Source organism: Micromonospora marincola (assembly GCF_056150385.1).
Genome location: NZ_JAXCFT010000025.1, coordinates 1 through 15,660 on the forward strand (window position 1 = coordinate 1; position 15,660 = coordinate 15,660).

General features: G+C 72.1%; 18 protein-coding genes and 1 rRNA gene. 11 read left to right on the plus strand and 8 right to left on the minus strand.

All coding sequences use genetic code 11. The annotated features are described in order from the left end of the window. Both SM450_RS28915 and tyrS read right to left on the minus strand, forming a co-directional pair. A 16S ribosomal RNA gene (locus SM450_RS28915) occupies positions 1 to 95 on the minus strand; the annotation flags it as partial. A gap of 613 nt (positions 96 to 708) precedes the next feature. Beyond that, the gene (tyrS, locus tag SM450_RS28920) at positions 709 to 1,992 is read right to left on the minus strand and encodes a tyrosine--tRNA ligase (RefSeq protein ID WP_474623000.1); all 1,284 of its coding nucleotides are present in this window, start codon (positions 1,990 to 1,992) and stop codon (positions 709 to 711) included. 108 nt (positions 1,993 to 2,100) lie between these two features. Here tyrS and SM450_RS28925 point away from each other — a divergent pair, with 108 nt between their 5' ends. The 4 genes from SM450_RS28925 (at position 2,101) to SM450_RS28940 (ending at position 4,463) form a co-directional block, all read left to right on the plus strand. Continuing rightward, positions 2,101 to 2,484, plus strand: a complete 384-nt coding sequence (locus SM450_RS28925) for a PaaI family thioesterase (protein ID WP_474623001.1) — start codon at positions 2,101 to 2,103, stop codon at positions 2,482 to 2,484. Between the two features lie 71 nt (positions 2,485 to 2,555). Further along, a complete protein-coding gene (locus SM450_RS28930; protein ID WP_474622949.1) occupies positions 2,556 to 3,782 on the plus strand; it encodes an NRAMP family divalent metal transporter in 1,227 nt (408 codons plus the stop codon). Beyond that, positions 3,779 to 4,159, plus strand: a complete 381-nt coding sequence (locus SM450_RS28935) for a hypothetical protein (RefSeq protein WP_474622950.1) — start codon at positions 3,779 to 3,781, stop codon at positions 4,157 to 4,159. The genes SM450_RS28930 and SM450_RS28935 overlap by 4 nt, the downstream gene beginning before the upstream one ends. Further along, a complete protein-coding gene (locus SM450_RS28940; RefSeq protein ID WP_474622951.1) occupies positions 4,146 to 4,463 on the plus strand; it encodes a PRC-barrel domain containing protein in 318 nt (105 codons plus the stop codon). Before SM450_RS28935 ends, SM450_RS28940 begins: the two co-directional genes overlap by 14 nt. A gap of 93 nt (positions 4,464 to 4,556) precedes the next feature. On the opposite strand, the gene SM450_RS28945 is transcribed toward SM450_RS28940, so the two are convergent. Then, positions 4,557 to 5,924 (minus strand): hemolysin family protein, encoded by a 1,368-nt coding sequence (locus SM450_RS28945; RefSeq protein WP_474622952.1) that lies wholly within the window; start codon positions 5,922 to 5,924, stop codon positions 4,557 to 4,559. Positions 5,925 to 6,110: 186 nt separating this feature from the next. On the opposite strand from SM450_RS28945, the gene SM450_RS28950 reads away from it, so the two are divergent. Both SM450_RS28950 and SM450_RS28955 read left to right on the plus strand, forming a co-directional pair. After that, the gene (locus tag SM450_RS28950; protein ID WP_474622953.1) at positions 6,111 to 6,725 is read left to right on the plus strand and encodes a TetR/AcrR family transcriptional regulator; all 615 of its coding nucleotides are present in this window, start codon (positions 6,111 to 6,113) and stop codon (positions 6,723 to 6,725) included. Positions 6,726 to 6,799: 74 nt separating this feature from the next. Next, positions 6,800 to 8,335 carry an FAD-dependent monooxygenase gene (locus SM450_RS28955; RefSeq protein ID WP_474622954.1) on the plus strand — a complete coding sequence of 512 codons (1,536 nt, stop codon included), beginning with the start codon at positions 6,800 to 6,802 and terminating at the stop codon, positions 8,333 to 8,335. A 151-nt stretch (positions 8,336 to 8,486) separates the two neighbouring features. On the opposite strand, the gene SM450_RS28960 is transcribed toward SM450_RS28955, so the two are convergent. Next, positions 8,487 to 9,113 carry a hypothetical protein gene (locus SM450_RS28960; protein WP_474622955.1) on the minus strand — a complete coding sequence of 209 codons (627 nt, stop codon included), beginning with the start codon at positions 9,111 to 9,113 and terminating at the stop codon, positions 8,487 to 8,489. Positions 9,114 to 9,123: 10 nt separating this feature from the next. Then, a complete protein-coding gene (locus SM450_RS28965; RefSeq protein WP_474622956.1) occupies positions 9,124 to 9,627 on the minus strand; it encodes a GNAT family N-acetyltransferase in 504 nt (167 codons plus the stop codon). Positions 9,628 to 10,072: 445 nt separating this feature from the next. Here SM450_RS28965 and SM450_RS28970 point away from each other — a divergent pair, with 445 nt between their 5' ends. Together SM450_RS28970 and SM450_RS28975 are read left to right on the plus strand one after the other, a co-directional pair. Further along, positions 10,073 to 10,240 carry a hypothetical protein gene (locus SM450_RS28970; protein WP_474622957.1) on the plus strand — a complete coding sequence of 56 codons (168 nt, stop codon included), beginning with the start codon at positions 10,073 to 10,075 and terminating at the stop codon, positions 10,238 to 10,240. Positions 10,241 to 10,289: 49 nt separating this feature from the next. Beyond that, the gene (locus SM450_RS28975) at positions 10,290 to 11,174 is read left to right on the plus strand and encodes a universal stress protein (protein WP_474622958.1); all 885 of its coding nucleotides are present in this window, start codon (positions 10,290 to 10,292) and stop codon (positions 11,172 to 11,174) included. Between the two features lie 33 nt (positions 11,175 to 11,207). Here SM450_RS28975 and SM450_RS28980 read toward each other — a convergent pair whose 3' ends face one another. Both SM450_RS28980 and SM450_RS28985 read right to left on the minus strand, forming a co-directional pair. After that, positions 11,208 to 11,834 (minus strand): CE1759 family FMN reductase, encoded by a 627-nt coding sequence (locus tag SM450_RS28980; RefSeq protein ID WP_474622959.1) that lies wholly within the window; start codon positions 11,832 to 11,834, stop codon positions 11,208 to 11,210. Beyond that, positions 11,831 to 12,952 carry an LLM class flavin-dependent oxidoreductase gene (locus tag SM450_RS28985; RefSeq protein ID WP_474622960.1) on the minus strand — a complete coding sequence of 374 codons (1,122 nt, stop codon included), beginning with the start codon at positions 12,950 to 12,952 and terminating at the stop codon, positions 11,831 to 11,833. Before SM450_RS28985 ends, SM450_RS28980 begins: the two co-directional genes overlap by 4 nt. A 217-nt stretch (positions 12,953 to 13,169) precedes the next feature. Between SM450_RS28985 and SM450_RS28990 the strand changes: the two genes are divergently transcribed. The 3 genes from SM450_RS28990 to SM450_RS29000 all read left to right on the plus strand — a co-directional run bounded on the left by SM450_RS28990 (position 13,170) and on the right by SM450_RS29000 (position 14,997). After that, on the plus strand, positions 13,170 to 13,790 hold the full coding sequence (locus SM450_RS28990; protein ID WP_474622961.1) for a DNA-3-methyladenine glycosylase: 621 nt from the start codon (positions 13,170 to 13,172) through the stop codon (positions 13,788 to 13,790). A gap of 363 nt (positions 13,791 to 14,153) precedes the next feature. Next, a complete protein-coding gene (locus SM450_RS28995; RefSeq protein ID WP_474622962.1) occupies positions 14,154 to 14,579 on the plus strand; it encodes a DNA-binding protein in 426 nt (141 codons plus the stop codon). A gap of 64 nt (positions 14,580 to 14,643) precedes the next feature. Further along, complete coding sequence (locus SM450_RS29000; RefSeq protein WP_282281567.1) at positions 14,644 to 14,997, plus strand: MmcQ/YjbR family DNA-binding protein; 354 nt, start codon at positions 14,644 to 14,646, stop codon at positions 14,995 to 14,997. An 88-nt stretch (positions 14,998 to 15,085) separates the two neighbouring features. On the opposite strand, the gene SM450_RS29005 is transcribed toward SM450_RS29000, so the two are convergent. After that, positions 15,086 to 15,316 carry a GntR family transcriptional regulator gene (locus SM450_RS29005; RefSeq protein ID WP_474622963.1) on the minus strand — a complete coding sequence of 77 codons (231 nt, stop codon included), beginning with the start codon at positions 15,314 to 15,316 and terminating at the stop codon, positions 15,086 to 15,088. Positions 15,317 to 15,660: the final 344 nt, after the last annotated feature.

A 15,660-nucleotide genomic window follows, 5' to 3' on the forward strand; every position in this document is an offset into this window, starting at 1 on the left:
CCGCTCGAGTACCCCGAAGGGCCTTTCCGCTCGACTTGCATGTGTTAAGCACGCCGCCAGCGTTCGTCCTGAGCCAGGATCAAACTCTCCAACAAAAACATTCGCTGGACACAATGTCCTGACAACAAACAAATGTTGCCAAAGGAATCCCCACCAGACAGACCAAAAAGGCCCAACCAGCCGGGGGTATAAAACAATTGGCACTGGCTTATCAAGCACCCTGTTGAGTTCTCAAAGAACAACCACACACCGCCCGCAAACCCTCCACCAGGAGGACCCACAACCGGGGCATTCCGTCCACACCCACCGCTCTCGCGCCGGGCACTTTTACTACGTTACCCGGTGGTTTCTGCCGTGTCAAACCGGTGTCTCCCAGTTTGTCGTGCGTCACCCTTTTAGCCGGTCACCACGATTCAGCCGACTCGCGTCGGTCGCGTCGAGGATTCTCGGCAGGACGGCCGTTGGCGGTTTCCCGCTGGCCCGTCCGTTTCCCTGCCGGCCGATAACCTTACCCGGTCGGTTCCGCCTCACCAAATCCGCCTCCCAGCGGATCCGGGGCACCGCCCGTGTTCCAGGTCCCGCGCTCCGGCCTTGCAGGACTTTCGCCCTGTTTCGTCCGTTCCGCGCTGGCAGAGGAAAAGTTACGCGCCCGATGGATTGATCGTCAAATCCATCGGGCGCGTCGCGCGTCACACCGTCGATCGCGGGCTATTTCCGCAGCTCAATCCCCGCGAACGAGCGCTTTCCCCGGCGCAGCACCAGGTAACGGTCGTGCAGCAGGTCGGCCGGGGAGACGGCCGCGTCCACCTCGGTGACCCTCGTGTTGTTGACGTAGGCGCCGCCCTCGGCGATCACCCGCCGGGCCTCCTTCATGCTCGGCACCAGGCCCGACTCCTTGAGCAGGCCGGCGACGTCCGGCAGCTCGTCGAGGCGCACCAGGCCGGCCTCGGTGAGCGCGGCCCGCAGCGTCTCCGGCGCCAGCTCGTCGAGCGCGCCCCGGCCGAACAGCGCCTGGCTGGCGGCCACCGCCTGCGTCACCTCGCGCTCGCCGTGCACAAGCGCGGTCAGCTCCTCGGCCAGGGCCCGCTGGGCGGTCCGGGCCTGCGGGCGTTCCGCGGTGGCCTTCTCCAGCTCCTCCAGCTCCTCCCGGGAGCGGAAGCTGAAGTAGCGCAGGTAACGGGTGACGTCGCGGTCGTCGGCGTTCAGCCAGAACTGGTAGAAGGCGTACGGGCTGGTCATCTCCGGGTCGAGCCAGATGGCGCCGGTCTCGCTCTTGCCGAACTTGGTGCCGTCGGACTTGGTGACCAGGGGCGTGGTGAACGCCTGCACCGGGCCGGCGCCGCGACGGCGCACGTAGTCCACGCCGGCGGTGATGTTGCCCCACTGGTCGGAGCCGCCGTACTGAAGCTGGCAGCCGTGCCGGCGGTGCAGCTCGAAGAAGTCGTTGGCCTGGAGCAACTGGTAGCTGAACTCGGTGTAGCTGATGCCGCTCTCCAGCCGGGCCTTGACCACCTCCCGCGCGAGCATCTTGTTCACCGGGAAGTGCTTGCCGACGTCGCGGAGGAACTCCACCACCGACATCTGGCCGGTCCAGTCCAGGTTGTTGACCATCTGGGCCGCGTTGTCCCCGGTGTACGTGACGAACGGGGCGAGCTGGTCCCGGATGCGCTGGACCCAACCGGCGATGACCTCCGGCGGGTTCAGCGTTCGTTCGGCGCTCTCCTTCGGGTCACCGATCTGGCCGGTGGCGCCACCGACGAGCAGGAGCGGCCGGTGCCCGGCGAGTTGGAGCCGGCGGGCCGTGACGACCTGCATGAGGTTGCCGACGTGCAGGCTGGGGGCGGTCGGGTCGAAGCCCACATAGAACGTGGCGCCCGGGCCGTCGAGAAGCGCACGCAGCTCGCCCGGGCCGGTCGAGTCCTGGATCAGGCCCCGCCACAGCAGGTCTTCGGTCAGGGAGTCCCGCCCCTGCGGGAGGTTGCTGTCGGTCACGGTCACCGATTCTCCCTCATCCCCGGCCCGGGGCCGTACCGGGATTGCTCGCGGCGACGACGACTAGGCTGGCGGCGCCGCCGAGCACGAGGAGGAACCACGGTGGAGATGCTGGACATGACCGGGGGGTTCGCGGCCCTGCTGGGCCTGAAGTTCGACGAGGTCGACGGCGACCGGGTGGTGGTCCGGTGGCAGGTCCGCCCGGAGTTGCAGCAGCCGTACGGGATCCTGCACGGCGGCGTCTACTGCTCGGTGGTGGAGACGGTGGCAAGCGTGGGCGGCGCGCTGTGGCTGGGTGAGCGGGGCCGGGTGGTCGGGGTGTCGAACCAGACCGACTTCCTGCGCGCGGTCCGCGACGGTGAGCTGACCGCGGTCGGTACGCCTGTGCACCGGGGCCGCAGCCAGCAGCTGTGGCTGGTGGAGATCACCGACGACGACGCCCGGCTGGTGGCCCGTGGGCAGGTGCGGTTGCAGAACCTCACCGCCGACTGACGTATTCGCCCGAAACCGGGCGCTGACGCCGATATCGTCGCGTCGATGAGACCAGCCGCTCCCGACCCGACGTGAGGAAGCTCCTCGCCGCCACCCTGGGCGTGCTGTCGGCCATCGGCGGGTTCGTCGACATCGGCGACCTGGTGGCGGCCAGCCAGGCCGGCGCGCTGTTCGGCATGGCCCACGCCTGGGTGCTGCTGGTCGGCGTGGTGGGCATCTGCGCGTACGCGGACATGTCCGGCCGGATCGCGGCGGTGAGCGGGCGGGCGGTGTTCGACCTGGTCCGGGAGCGGCTCGGGCCGCGGGTGGCGCTGCTCAACCTGGTCGCGTCGTGGCTGGTCACGGTGGTCACGCTCGCCGCGGAGCTGGGCGGGGTGGCGCTGGCGCTGCAACTGGCGAGCGGCGTGAGCCACCTGCTCTGGGTGCCGCTGGCCGCGCTTGCGGTGTGGCTGGTGCTGTGGCGGATGCGCTTCGAGCTGATGGAGCGGGTCTTCGGCCTGGCCGGGCTGGCGCTGCTGGTCTTCGCGGTCGCGCTCGTGGCGTTGCCGACCGACTGGGCCGGCCTCGGGCGTGGGACGTGGCAGATCAGCTCGGCCGGGCACGACTGGCCGCTGTACTGGTTCGTGGCGGTGTCGTTGTTCGCCTCGACGGTCAGCCCGTACGAGGTCTTCTTCTTCTCCTCCGGCGGGGTGGAGGAACGGTGGGGCGCGACCGATCTGGCGCGCGCCCGCTCGAACGTGTTGATCGGCTTTCCGATCGGCGGCTTCCTGGCGTTGTCGCTGATCGCCGTGGCGACGGTGGCCTACCACCCCTCCGGGGCCTCGCTCGACTCGCTCGACCAGGTGGCCCGGCCGGTGGCGACCGCGCTCGGCGGCGCCGGCCTGGTCGCCGCCGTGCTGGCGTTCTTCGCGGTCACCTTCGGCGCGGCGTTGGAGACTGGGCTGTCGGCCGCGTACGCGGCGGCGCAGTACTTCGGGTGGCAGTGGGGCAAGCGGGTCAGCCCCCGCGAGGCGGCCCGGTTCCACAGCGTCCTGCTGGTCGGCCTGCTGCTCGCGGTGGTGATGCTGATGACGACCGTGGACCCGGTGCGGTTGACCGAGTACATGCTGGTGCTGAGCGCGGTGGTGCTGCCGCTGACCTACCTGCCGATCCTGGTGGTCGCCAACGACCGCACCTACCTCGGCGACCGGGTCAACGGGTGGTGGGCGAACCTGCTCGGCGCGGTGTTCCTGCTGCTCATCGTCGCCGCCTCGGTGGCGGCGATCCCACTGGCGATCGTGACGGGGATGGGGCGATGAGGGTCCAGCTCGCCAAGCAGTTGCTCGACCGGCAGATCGTCGACGTGGAGGGCCGGCTCGTCGGGCGGGTCGACGACATCGCGTTCGCGGTGGACGACGAGGGCTACCCGTACGTGGACTGCCTGCTCACCGGGCAGCGGGCGCTCGGTCAGCGGATCGGCGGCACGATCGGGCGGCTGCTGGTGGCGGTCGCCGACAGGTTCACCGACGATCCGCCGGTGCCGCCGCTACGCGTACCGCTGGCGACCGTGGCCCGGGTGGACAGTGCGGTGCGGCTGCGGTGCCGGGCGGCGGAGCTGCCGCCCTCGCCGGTGGAGACGTGGCTGCGGCGGCACGTGATCGAGCGGATCCCGGGGGCGTACCGTGCGAGCGGGTGAGCTGCTCGGGCGCACCGCGTACGACCTGCGCGGGCGGCGTCTCGGCCGGGTGGTGGACGTGGTGGTGCGCGGTGGCTGGCCGCCGGACCGGATGCGGATCACCGACGTGATCGTCGCCGGTCACTGGTGGACCCGGGTGACCAGCCGGCTGATCGGGCCGGAGCTGCATCCCGCCGGGCCGTGGCTGCTGCGGGCGGTCGCCCGGCTGGTCGGGCGCAGCACCCAGCAGGTGCCCGCCGACGCGGTGCGACTGCGCCCGCCGGTGCCCGGCTTCCCGTTCGGCCCGCCCGCCGACCGGCGCTGAGCCCGACCGGCGCTGAGCCCGACCGACGCCGACCGGCGCTGAGCCCGACCGACGCCGACCGGCGCGAGCCACACCGGCGCCGGGGCCGCTGCGTCAGCGGCGCGCCCCGTCGAGCTGCTCGGCGGCGTCCGCCGGGTCGGCGGTCGGGGCGTCGTCGTCGGCGCCGTCGCTGTCCTCGCCCGACTCGCGTCGGGGGCGGCGGCGGATGTGCACCTCGGTGATGGCCCGCTGGTCGACCTCGGCCACCGCCAGGTCCCAGCCGTCGACGGTGACCTGCTCACCCGCCACCGTCGGAATGTGCCCGAGGCAGATCAGCACCAGCCCGGCGACTGTGGTGTAGTCGCCCGCCGGCCGGTTGGGCAGCTCCACCCCGAGGTCGGTCAGGTCGTGCACCGGGAAGGTGCCGGGCAGCACCAGCGAGCCGTCCGCCTCGGTGCGGACCGCCTGAAGATCGCGGTCGGTCTCGTCGTAGATCTCGCCGACGATCTCCTCGAGGATGTCCTCAAGCGTGACGATCCCGTCGACCGCGCCGCGCTCGTCCACCACCAGGGCGATGTGCTGGCGTTCGGCCTTGAACTGGCGCAGCGCGTCGACCACGGGCAGCGAGTCGGGCAGCAGCATCGGCGGGCGGGCGATCTCGTCGACCGGCCGGTCGTCGGGGACGCCGACCAGGTCGCGCAGGTGGATGACGCCGACCGCGTCGTCCAGGCCGCCGTGGCGGACCACTGGCGCCCGGGAGTGGCCGGTCGCCGCGAGGACGAGCCGCGCGGCGTCCGCGGTGGTGCCGCTGTCGAGCGTGAAGACCTGCAACCGGGGTACGAGGACGGCACGCAACTGCCGGTCGGCGATCTCCACGGCGCCGGCGATGATCGTGCGCTGCTCCTTGGTGAAGCCGTGGTTTCCGGCCACGATGTCGCGCAGCTCGTCGGGGCCGATCTCGTCCGGCTCGTGCTTGGGGTCGAGGCCGACGAGGCGGACCACCGTGTCGCTTGTGGCGCCGAGCAACCAGACCGCCGGCCTGGTCACGCTGGCCAGGATGTCGAGCGGCCGGGCCACGAGCAGCGCCCACCGCTCGGCGGACTGCATGGCGATGCGCTTGGGCGCCAGCTCGCCGAAGACAAGCGTGACGAACGTGAGCACCAGGGTGACCGCGACGATGGCGACCGTCTCGGCGGCGTTGCCGAAGACGCCGAGCAGCGGCACCAGCGGTCGGGCCAGGGACACGGCCGCCGCGGCGGAGGCGAGGAACCCGGCGAGGGTGATGCCGATCTGGATGGTGGCCAGGAACCGGTTGGGGTCCTTGGCGAGCCGGGCGAGGGTCCGGCCGGCGCGGCTGCTGCGCTCCAGCCGTTGCAACTGGCTGTCCCGCAGCGAGACCAGTGCCATCTCGCTGCCGGCGAAGGCCGCGTTGACGATCACCAGCACACCGACCAGGGCCAGTTGGCTCCAGTAGCTCTGCACGAGCGGTTCTCTCCCTCGGCCCGATCCACGTCGGCGATGGCCGACTCGCCGGCCGGTAGGCCCGGTCGGCGTTGCCCCACTGTGCCCCATGGGCCCACGCCTGAATCCTGGGGTCGGCACGGGTGAAGAATAATTTTGCGTCCCCCGAAAGTTTGCGTGGCACGCATTCTTTGCTACGGTCGAGAGGTGAGCGGACTCCGGGAACGCAAGAAGGCCGAGACCAGGGCCGCGCTGAGCTGGGCGGCCATCCGGCTGACCGTGGCGCGCGGCTACGACGCGGTGCTGGTCGAGGACATCGCCCAGGCCGCCGGGGTGTCCCCCCGCACGTTCAACAACTACTTCGCCAGCAAGGCCGAGGCGATCGCGGCCCGACACCTGGACCGCAACCGCCGGGTCGCGGACGCGCTCCGGGCCCGGCCGGCCGAGGAGCCGCTCTGGACGGCGATCGACGCGGCGGCCCGGGTGCAGTTCGCATCCGGCCCGGAGGTCGAACAGTCCCCGCCGGACGCCCACGAGGCGTGGGTCGCCGGGTTGCGGGTGATGCTCGCCGAGCCGGCGTTGCAGGGCGAGATGCTGCGGGCCGGCGCGGTCGCCGAGGCCGAGTTGGCCGAGGCCGTCGCCGAACGCACCGGCACCGACGCCGCCCACGACCTCTATCCGCACCTGGTGGCCGCCGCGGTCGGCGCGGCCGGCAACACGGCCATGCGGCACTTCCTCCGCGCCGAGCGGCCGGAGTCGATGGAACGGCTGCTCTCCGACGCGCTGGCCCAGCTCGCCGCCGGCCTGCCACCTCCGCGCTGACCCACCCCGCTCTCCGCCCGGCCCGCCGTCACGGCCGCCGGGCCGGTTCGCCGTACCCTGAAAGGGATCTTGTCATGATCGATGTCCTTGTCGTCGGCGCCGGGCCGAACGGCCTGATGCTCGCGGCCGAGCTGGCGCTGGCCGGGATCCGGCCGGTGGTGTACGACCGACTGTCCGCGCCGACCACCGAGAACCGGGCCAACGGGCTGGTCGGCCAGGTGGTCCGCATGCTCGACCGGCGTGGCCTGCACCAGCGCCTCGGTGGCGACGCCGGGCCACCACGGCCCGCGCCCGGGTTCGTCTTCGGCGCGCTGCCGCTGGACCTGCGCGACGTCGCCGACAACCCGCTGCACGGGCTCGCGGTGCCGCAGCGGGAGGTCGAGCGGGTGCTCGCCGAACGGGCCACCGAGCTTGACGTGCCGGTACGTCGTGGGTCCGAGGTGACCGGGCTGCGGCAGCGGCCCGACGCGGTGGAGGTCGACTTCGCCGGCGGCACGACGCTCACCTGCCGCTATCTGGTCGGCGCGGACGGCGGGCGCAGCACGGTGCGGAAGCTGGCCGGGATCGGCTTCCCCGGCGTGACCACCGACCTCCCGGTCGCGCGGACGGCCCAGGTCGACGTGCCACCGGAGCTGATCGACCCGGCGACCGGCGGCCTCGCGGTGCCCGGGTACGGGATCGTGCCGCCGTTCCGGCACACCCGCACCGCACACGGGCTGATCGTCTGGGCGCCGTTCCCCGGCCGGCAGCCCGGCGTCACCACGATCGAGTGGCCGGACCAGCCGGAGGCGGACGGGCCACCCACGTTCGCCGAGATGCGGGCCAGCGTGGCCCGGGTGCTCGGCGCCGAGGTGCCGCTCGATCCACCGGCCGGCGACGGGCCGCACCTGCTGCGCCGCCTGGTGGGCGGCAGCACACGCGTCGCCGAGCGGTACCGCGACGGCCGAGTGCTGCTGCTCGGCGACGCCGCCCACGTCCACTCCGCGATCGGCGGGCCGGGGTTGAACCTGGGTCTACAGGACGCGGTGAACCTCGGCTGGAAACTGGCCGCCCGGCTGCGCGGCTGGGCCCCGGACGGGCTGCTCGACACCTACGAGGCCGAGCGCCGCCCGGCCGCCCTGCGGGTCACCGTGTCGACCCAGGCCCAGTCCGCGTTGATCGCGCCCGGACCCGAGGTCACCGCGCTGCGCGAACTCGTCGGCGAACTGCTCGCCCGGCCGGAGAACGCCGCCCACGTCGCCGCGCTGATGGCCGGCGCGGACATCCGCTACGACCCGGCGCCGGACGGGCCACCGGTCGGGACCTGGGCGCCGGACCTGGTGGTGCACGGCGACGCCGGGCCGGTACGGCTGGCCGAACTGACCCGTGACGCGCGCCCGCTGCTGCTCGACGGCACCGGGACCCTCGACGCGGCGGTCGAGCCGTGGCGGGACCGGGTCGACCTGGTCACCGGCCGGCTCGCCGGGACCACCTCGACCGCGCTGCTGCTGCGACCGGACTGTTATCTGGCCTGGGCGTCCACCTCGGCGGTCCCGGACCGGGACGGATTGCGCGCCGCGCTCGCCCGCTGGTTCGGCCGGCCCCGCGACCTCGCGACGGCACCGGCCTGACCTGGCTCAGCCTGGCTCAGGCCGAACTCGGGCCGGGCTCAGCCGGACCAGCTTGGCTCACGGCCGGGCCCGGGCCAGGCCCGGCGGGCTCGCGCCAGGTCCGCCGGGCTCAGGCCGGGCTCAGGCCGGGCTCAGGCCCGGGCGGGCGGGCTCAGGCCGGGGCGGGCAGGTCGAGCACGTACGCCCCGCCCTCCGGGCGGAAGCCGAGCCGTTGGTAGTAGGGGGCGACCATGCCCGGCGGGGAGACCACCCGGCGGAAGCCCCGGTCGGTGAAGAGCCGGCTGCGCCGGTAGACGAACTCGCCCGGGGTGAAGTCGCGGAACGGCGGGGTCACGTAGTCCAGGTCGATCTGGGCCACCCCGTCGGCCTCGGCGTGCGACACCATCACGCCGACCACCTCGTCGGAGCGGACCACCAGGAACGCCGAGCGGTCGGCGGCGGCCGGGTCCCACCGGAAGGTCGGGTTGAACCGGGCGATGTCGGCGGCGTGCACCCGCAGCGTGTGTGCCAGGAACGCGTCCCCGGTGCCCACCTCGACCACCTGGTAGGTCCGCTCGTCGTGCCGGGTGGCCAGCAGCTTGCGCAGGTACCACAGGTTGATCACGGTGAGCACCACGTTCAGCCCGACCATCGGCCATACGTGCACGGCGGCGTTGTAGCCGATCAGGATCAGGCAACCGACCAGGTTGAGCGCGCGCAGCCGCAGGATGCGCGTCTGCAGCAGGGACCAGACCAGCAGCGCGGAGCCGGCCCAGCCGACGAGTTCCAGCCAGTTCACCCCGGGGAGACTAGTGGTTGCCCTGGTCAGCCGCCTCGGCGGGCAGCTCAAGCACCCACTCCTGCACCTCCGCGCCGCGGCCCGGAGCGTACCCGGAGTCCTCGCCGACCACGACGAAGCCGCACTTGCGCAGCACCGCGAGCGAGGCGGCGTTGTCCTTCGCGGCGCGGGCGCGTACCGGCCGCCGCGGCAACTCCCGCAGCAGCGCGGTGAGCCCGGCGGTGGCGTGGCCGCGCCCCCAGCGGGCCGGGTCGATCCAGTAGCTGACCTCGGTCTGCCCGTCGACCGGGAACGCCGCCACGTGGCCGACCACCTCGCCGCCCGCGACGATCGTGCGGTTGACGATGCGCTCGTCGGCGCGGATGCGCGCCCAGTGCGCGTCGAACGCCGCCCGGTCCGACGGGTCCTTCGGACCGAACGCGGCCATCCAGTTGGCCTGCGGATCCTGCTCGTGGGCGAAGAACGCGGGCAGGTCGTCGTCGCGCACCGGACGGATTTCCACCTCGAAGCTCACGGCCGAAAACCATACCCGCCCCCCTCTCCCCGACCGACCTGCGAACCGGCGGCGGGGTGATCAAGGGGTTTGCGTCGTCGGTCGAATGTCGACGCGAACTGCTGTGGGTGGGGGTTGTCGAGGAGGGCATCACGTTGGCGGCGACGAAGCGGAAGCGCCCCCGCCCCAGGTCCCCGCCAAGATCCGCACGACCCGCCGACCCTCCGCAAGGCGAGCGGCTGATCATGAGGTTGACGGCACGATCCGAGATCAATATCGCCGCCAACTTCATGATCGGCCGGGAGGGACCTGGGGCGGGGGGTGCCCGGTTTAGGATGGGGGTATGTCGGGCGTGTGGCGGTGCCGTGGACTGAATTCGCCCGTGCGGGGACCGGTCGCGAACGCTGTGGGAGCGCGGGCTGTAGGAGCGCGGGCCACCGGCGCCACGTCCGTCGGGGCGCTCGCGGTGGGTGCGCTGGCGCTGGGCGCCGTGTCGGTGGGCGTGCTGGTGATCGGGCGGCTGGCCGTACGCCGCGCGGTGATCCGCGAGCTGCGCATCGGCCGGCTCGAGGTGGACGAGTTGGTCGTCCGCCGCCGGTCCGACCCGGATCAGCTCGCCAGCGACACGGAATAGCCGTGCGGGTCGAGCAGCCGAACCCGGGACGGCCGGAGGGGAGACACCGATGAACCGACCCGTCGTGGCGGGGGTGGACGGATCGCCGTCCAGCCTGGCCGCCGCCGACCAGGCCGCCGCCGCCGCGGTGGCGCGCTCCCGGACGCTGCTGCTGGTGCACGGCTACCTGCACCCACTCGGGTACGGCGTGCCGCTCAACCCGTACGACCTCGGGGTGCCGGCGCCCACCGCGGAGTCGGAGAAGATGCTCGAACGGGTCGCCGCCGACCTGGCCGATCGGCACCCCGCGCTGCGGGTGGAGGTCCGCCAGGTGGCCGGCGGTCCGGGCGCGGCGCTTGTGGAGGAGTCGCGCCGGGCCGAGCTGGTGGTGGTGGGCAGCCGGGGCGTGGGCGGCTTCACCGGGCTGCTGCTCGGCTCAGTGGGCGGCCAGCTCGCACAGCACGGGCACTGCCCGGTGCTCGTCGTCCGCCCGGCGGATCGGCCCGTCCGGGTCGACGGTCCGGTGCTGGTCGGGGTCGACGGCTCCGAGTCCGCCGGGTACGCCGTCGAGCTTGCCGCGGCCGAGGCCGACCGCCGGGACGCCGAGCTGGTACTGGTGCACGTCAACGCGCCGGAGCGCGGCGCGACAGCGCCGGAGGCCGCGGCCGAGGCGAGCGCAGCCGACCGGGCCGAGGCGGCCGAGCTGCTGGGCGCGGCGGCCGGCCGGGTCCGGACGGCGCACCCGGGGCTGCGGGTCACCGAACGCGCCGTCGTCGCCGCCTCCCCGGAGACGGCGCTGCGGGAGGCGAGCAGGGAGGCGTCCCTGGTGGTGGTCGGCTCGCGGGGACGGGGCGGCTTCACCGGGCTGCTGCTCGGCTCGGTCAGCCAGGCCCTGGTGCAGCACGCCCACTGCCCGGTGCTGGTGGCCCACCCACCGTCGCCGGCCGGCGACTGACGCCGGCCGGATCAGGTTGGTCGCGGCCGGCGATCAGGCCGGATCGCGGCCGGCGATCAGGCCGGCGAAGTCGGTGGTGAGGGCGAACGGGTCGGCCGGGCCGGTCGCCTGTGGCCGGCGGTCCACCTGCTCGGCCAGCTCGGCCGCCGCACGGCGGATCCGGGCCCGCAGCGCGCTGTCGCCGTCGTCGCCGGCCCAGTCCTCGGGCGCGGCGAAGACCGCAGTCGGCAGCGTCACCGCCCGGAGGTACGTGAACATCGGCCGGACCGCGTGTTCCAGCGCGAGCGAGTGTCGGGCGGTGCCGCCGGTGGCCCCGAGCAGCACCGGTTTGCCGGCCAGCGCGTCGGAGTCCACCACGTCGAAGAAGGACTTGAACAACCCGTTGTAGGACGCGTTGAAGATCGGCGTCACCGCGATCAACCCGTCCGCCGCCGCGACGACGTCGAGCGTCTGTCGCAGCGCGGCCGGCGCGAAGCCGGTGAGCAGGTGGTTGACCACGTCGTGGGCGTGCTCGCGCAGCTCCACCGGGCGCAGCTCCACGGCCGCGCCGCGCCCGGCCAACTCGTCGCGGGCAGCCGCGGCGAGCTGGTCGGCGAGCAGGCGGGTGGACGAGGGCTGGCCGAGACCGGCCGAGACGACCGCGAGGGTACGCCGGGTCATCGCCCCTCCCCCGCGGTCGTGGCGGCGTCGACGGTGGTCGTCGCGGCGTCGCGGGCGGCAAGCAGGCTGGCGTGGGTGGGCGCCTCGGGCACGTCTGCCGGACGCATCGAGTCGAACTCCTTGCGCAGCACCGGGACCACCTCCTCACCGAGCAGGTCGAGCTGTTCCAACACGGTCTTCAGCGGCAGGCCGGCGTGGTCCATCAGAAAGAGCTGCCGCTGGTAGTCGCCGACGTACTCGCGGAAGCCGAGCGTGCGGTCGATGACCTGCTGCGGGCTGCCGACGGTGAGCGGCGTCTCCCGGGTGAACTCCTCAAGCGACGGGCCGTGCCCGTAGACCGGGGCATTGTCGAAGTACGGCCGGAACTCGCGTACCGCGTCCTGCGAGTTGCGGCGCATGAAGACCTGCCCGCCGAGGCCGACGATCGCCTGCTCGGGCGTGCCGTGGCCGTAGTGCGTCCAGCGCTGGCGGTAGAGGCCGACCATCCGCTGGGTGTGCTCCTTGGGCCAGAAGATGTGGTTGGCGAAGAAGCCGTCGCCGTAGTAGGCGGCCTGCTCGGCGATCTCCGGGCTGCGGATCGAGCCGTGCCACACGAACGGCGGTACGCCGTCGAGCGGGCGCGGGGTCGAGGTGAACGACTGCAGCGGCGTGCGGAACCTGCCCTTCCAGTCGACCACGTCCTCCCGCCACAGCCGGTGCAGCAGGTCGTAGTTCTCGATGGCGAGGGGGATGCCGTTGCGGATGTCCTGCCCGAACCACGGGTAGACCGGGCCGGTGTTGCCGCGCCCCATCATCAGGTCCACCCGGCCGTCGGCCAGGTGCTGGAGCATCGCGTAGTCCTCGGCGATCTTGACCGGGTCGTTCGTGGTGATCAGCGTGGTCGAGGTCGACAGGAGCAGGCGCTCGGTGCGGGCGGCGATCCAGCCGAGCATGGTGGTCGGCGACGACGGCACGAACGGCGGGTTGTGGTGCTCGCCGGTGGCGAAGACGTCCAGCCCGACCTCTTCGGCCTTGAGCGCGATGGTGGTCATGGCCTTGATCCGGTCACGCTCGGACGGCAGCCGCCCGGTGGTCGGGTCGACGGTGACGTCACCGACGGTGAAGATTCCGAACTGCATGACCAGCTCCTCGGGTGAGATCCGGACCGGTCGGCCCGGCATCGCACCGCACAACCTATTTGACGAGTCAACTATTCCGCCGCCCAGGGCAGACACCCGACCTCCAGCTCGGAGTAATAGCGACATCGGGCACCTCGCAATGGCACCACCTCGGCGTAGTGGAGTCGATCAAGCCGACGCTGGGAACACATCGGGCCCCCGGATACGCTTGCCCGCCATGACGTCGTACCCCTGGCTCGACGCGCCGGCCGCGGAGATCGCGGCCACCGCGCGGACCCTGCTCGGTTGGACCGTGTCGGCGAACGGCGTCCGCGTCCGGCTCACCGAGGTCGAGGCGTACGCCGGCACCGGGGCGGATCCGGCCTCGCACGCCCACCGCGGGCCGACGCCGCGCAACCGGGTGATGTTCGGGCCGGCCGGACACGTCTACGTGTACTTCGTGTTCGGCATGCACTGGTGCGCGAACATCGTCTGCGGTCGCGACGGTGAGGCGGCGGCCGTGCTGCTGCGCGCCGGCGATGTGGTGGACGGGATCGAAACCGCCCGGGAGCGCCGTCCCCGCGCGAGCGACCGGGATCTCGGACGCGGGCCGGCCCGGCTGGTCACCGCGCTCGGCCTCGGCCGGGACGCGAACGGCACCTCGGCGGTCGACGGCACCGGACCGCTGCTCCTGGCCCCGCCGGCGGACCCGGTCGACTCCGCGCGGATCGCCGCCGGCCCCCGGGTCGGTGTCGCCGCCGCGCACGACCTGCCCTGGCGGTTCTGGTTGATCGGCGAGCCGAGCGTGAGCGTCTACCGCCGGCACACCCCGCGCCGCCGCCAACCCGCGACCCCGTAGCGGCCCCACCACCGCGCCTCACACCTCCTCGCACTGATCATGAGGTTGACGGCATCAACAGAGATCAACGTCGCCGCCAACTTCATGATCACCTTTCTCTCACGATCCCCAGCGGGTTGTGCGGTTGGGTGCTACAGGTGGCGGGGAGGCCGCGCCTGGTCCCTTGTCGAAGCCATCCACGCAGCCAGCTCGCCCGACCGGCGCTCCCGAAGCGTCAAGCGTGCGCGCGGCAGTGTCGAAGCGATCTCAGCAACCCCTGTGCACTCCTGGTGCGTCTTACTCACGGGAGAGCACGGGGTTAAGCACAAATGGCTTTCAACAGGATGTTGACAACAGGCCATTCTCGGGTGTGGGATGGACGGCATGGTCACCGTGGACAACGACCCGTTCACCGCTCCGGATGCTGCCCAGGCCCGGGCCCACCGCAACTACGCGGCGCTGCTGCGGATCGCCGAGCGGCACGCCGGCACCAACTCCCGGCGTCGGCGCTACGCGCACCCCGACGTGCCCGACGCCTACGAGGCGGCCACGCTGGTGATGGCCCTCGCGGGCGGCGCCGAGCTGGACACCGGCGAGCAACCTGTCGACCAGGCCGACCTGATGGCCGCGCTGACCCTGATCCCGCACGTGCGGGCCGAGGTCGACGTGCTGGAGGCCGGGCTGCTCCAGGTGGCCCGCAGCCGGGGCATGACCTGGCAGGCGATCGCCTTCGGGCTGGGGCTGGGCAGCGCCCAGGCGGCCCGGCAGCGCTACGAGCGGCTCACCGTGCGCACCGGCACCGGCGACTGACCGGGCCGGCGAACTGTCACAGCCGCGGGTGAGACTGTGCCGGACGACGGCACGGGAGGACGCGATGACGCGCGAGGAGATGCTTGCCTACTGCCTGGCCAAACCGGGGGCCTGGCTGGACCGGCCGTGGGAGGCCGACGAGGTGGCGAAGGTGGGCAGCCGGATCTTCGCGTTCCTCGGCGCTCCCGACGGCGAGGCCCGGATCTGGGTCAAGTGCGGCCCGTCACGCGAGGTGGCCGACGAGTGGCTGCACCGGTTCCCGGACGACGCCCGCCCCTCCCCTTACATCGGCCGGTCCGGCTGGAACGCGCTGCGCCTGACCGGCGGCATCCCGGACGACGACCTGATCGACGCGGTCGACGGGTCGTACGACGCGGTGGTGGCCAAGCTACCGAAACGCGAGCGGCCGACGGGCTGAGGTCCGCCGGCCCTGGCCCCGGTGATCATGAAGTTGGCGGTGCCTGGAGTTCGTCCTGTCGCCGCCAACTTCATGATCGCCGGGGCGATCAGCCCTGTTCCGGTTCGGCTACGTAGACGCCCTTTCCGGGCTGCCCCACTACCACGCCTCGGTCCTTGAGAAGTGACATCACTCGGGCGACGGTCGAGATGTGTACGCCGTACGTCTCGGCCAGCTCGCGGGTTGAGGGCAACTTGGCGCCGGGGGCAAGCTCCCCGGATTTGATCTTCTCGGTGATCTCGTTTGCAATGCGCCGGTAGTCGACCTTCTCAGTCGGCATGAGTTGATCTCCGTCGGTTCCCTGGCTTCGGCAGGCCAATCTGATCACGGCCAAACCTGCTCCAGCAAGTTTCAAGACCTACGGAGGTGTGGCTTGTTACCTACTCCTACAAGTTGGAATAGGTTGGTTGCTGAGTCGGCTCCCTGGTTTCGGCAAAACTTCGGGCTTCCGGCTCGCGTACCCACCTGGGGAGCACGACGCATGGACTCTGCCCCCAGGTGGGGACCAATCATGCTCACTTGGGGAGGATGGTTCGCCGTGCCAATGGATGACCCGTCTGAAGACTCAGAATGGCGCAAGCTCTTCGAAGTCAAGCGGACTCTCCACAACCACTTCATGGCGGC

Excerpts from the sequence above, each read along its gene's own strand:
- SM450_RS28935 (WP_474622950.1), top strand. The coding sequence starts at position 3,779 with ATGAGGGTCCAGCTCGCCAAGCAGTTGCTCGACCGGCAGATCGTCGAC.
- SM450_RS29000 (WP_282281567.1), top strand. The coding sequence starts at position 14,644 with ATGACGCGCGAGGAGATGCTTGCCTACTGCCTGGCCAAACCGGGGGCC.
- SM450_RS28975 (WP_474622958.1), top strand. The coding sequence starts at position 10,290 with ATGAACCGACCCGTCGTGGCGGGGGTGGACGGATCGCCGTCCAGCCTG.
- SM450_RS28995 (WP_474622962.1), top strand. The coding sequence starts at position 14,154 with ATGGTCACCGTGGACAACGACCCGTTCACCGCTCCGGATGCTGCCCAG.
- SM450_RS28925 (WP_474623001.1), top strand. The coding sequence starts at position 2,101 with ATGCTGGACATGACCGGGGGGTTCGCGGCCCTGCTGGGCCTGAAGTTC.
- SM450_RS29005 (WP_474622963.1), bottom strand. The coding sequence starts at position 15,316 with ATGCCGACTGAGAAGGTCGACTACCGGCGCATTGCAAACGAGATCACC.
- SM450_RS28985 (WP_474622960.1), bottom strand. The coding sequence starts at position 12,952 with ATGCAGTTCGGAATCTTCACCGTCGGTGACGTCACCGTCGACCCGACC.
- SM450_RS28980 (WP_474622959.1), bottom strand. The coding sequence starts at position 11,834 with ATGACCCGGCGTACCCTCGCGGTCGTCTCGGCCGGTCTCGGCCAGCCC.
- SM450_RS28955 (WP_474622954.1), top strand. The coding sequence starts at position 6,800 with ATGATCGATGTCCTTGTCGTCGGCGCCGGGCCGAACGGCCTGATGCTC.
- SM450_RS28990 (WP_474622961.1), top strand. The coding sequence starts at position 13,170 with ATGACGTCGTACCCCTGGCTCGACGCGCCGGCCGCGGAGATCGCGGCC.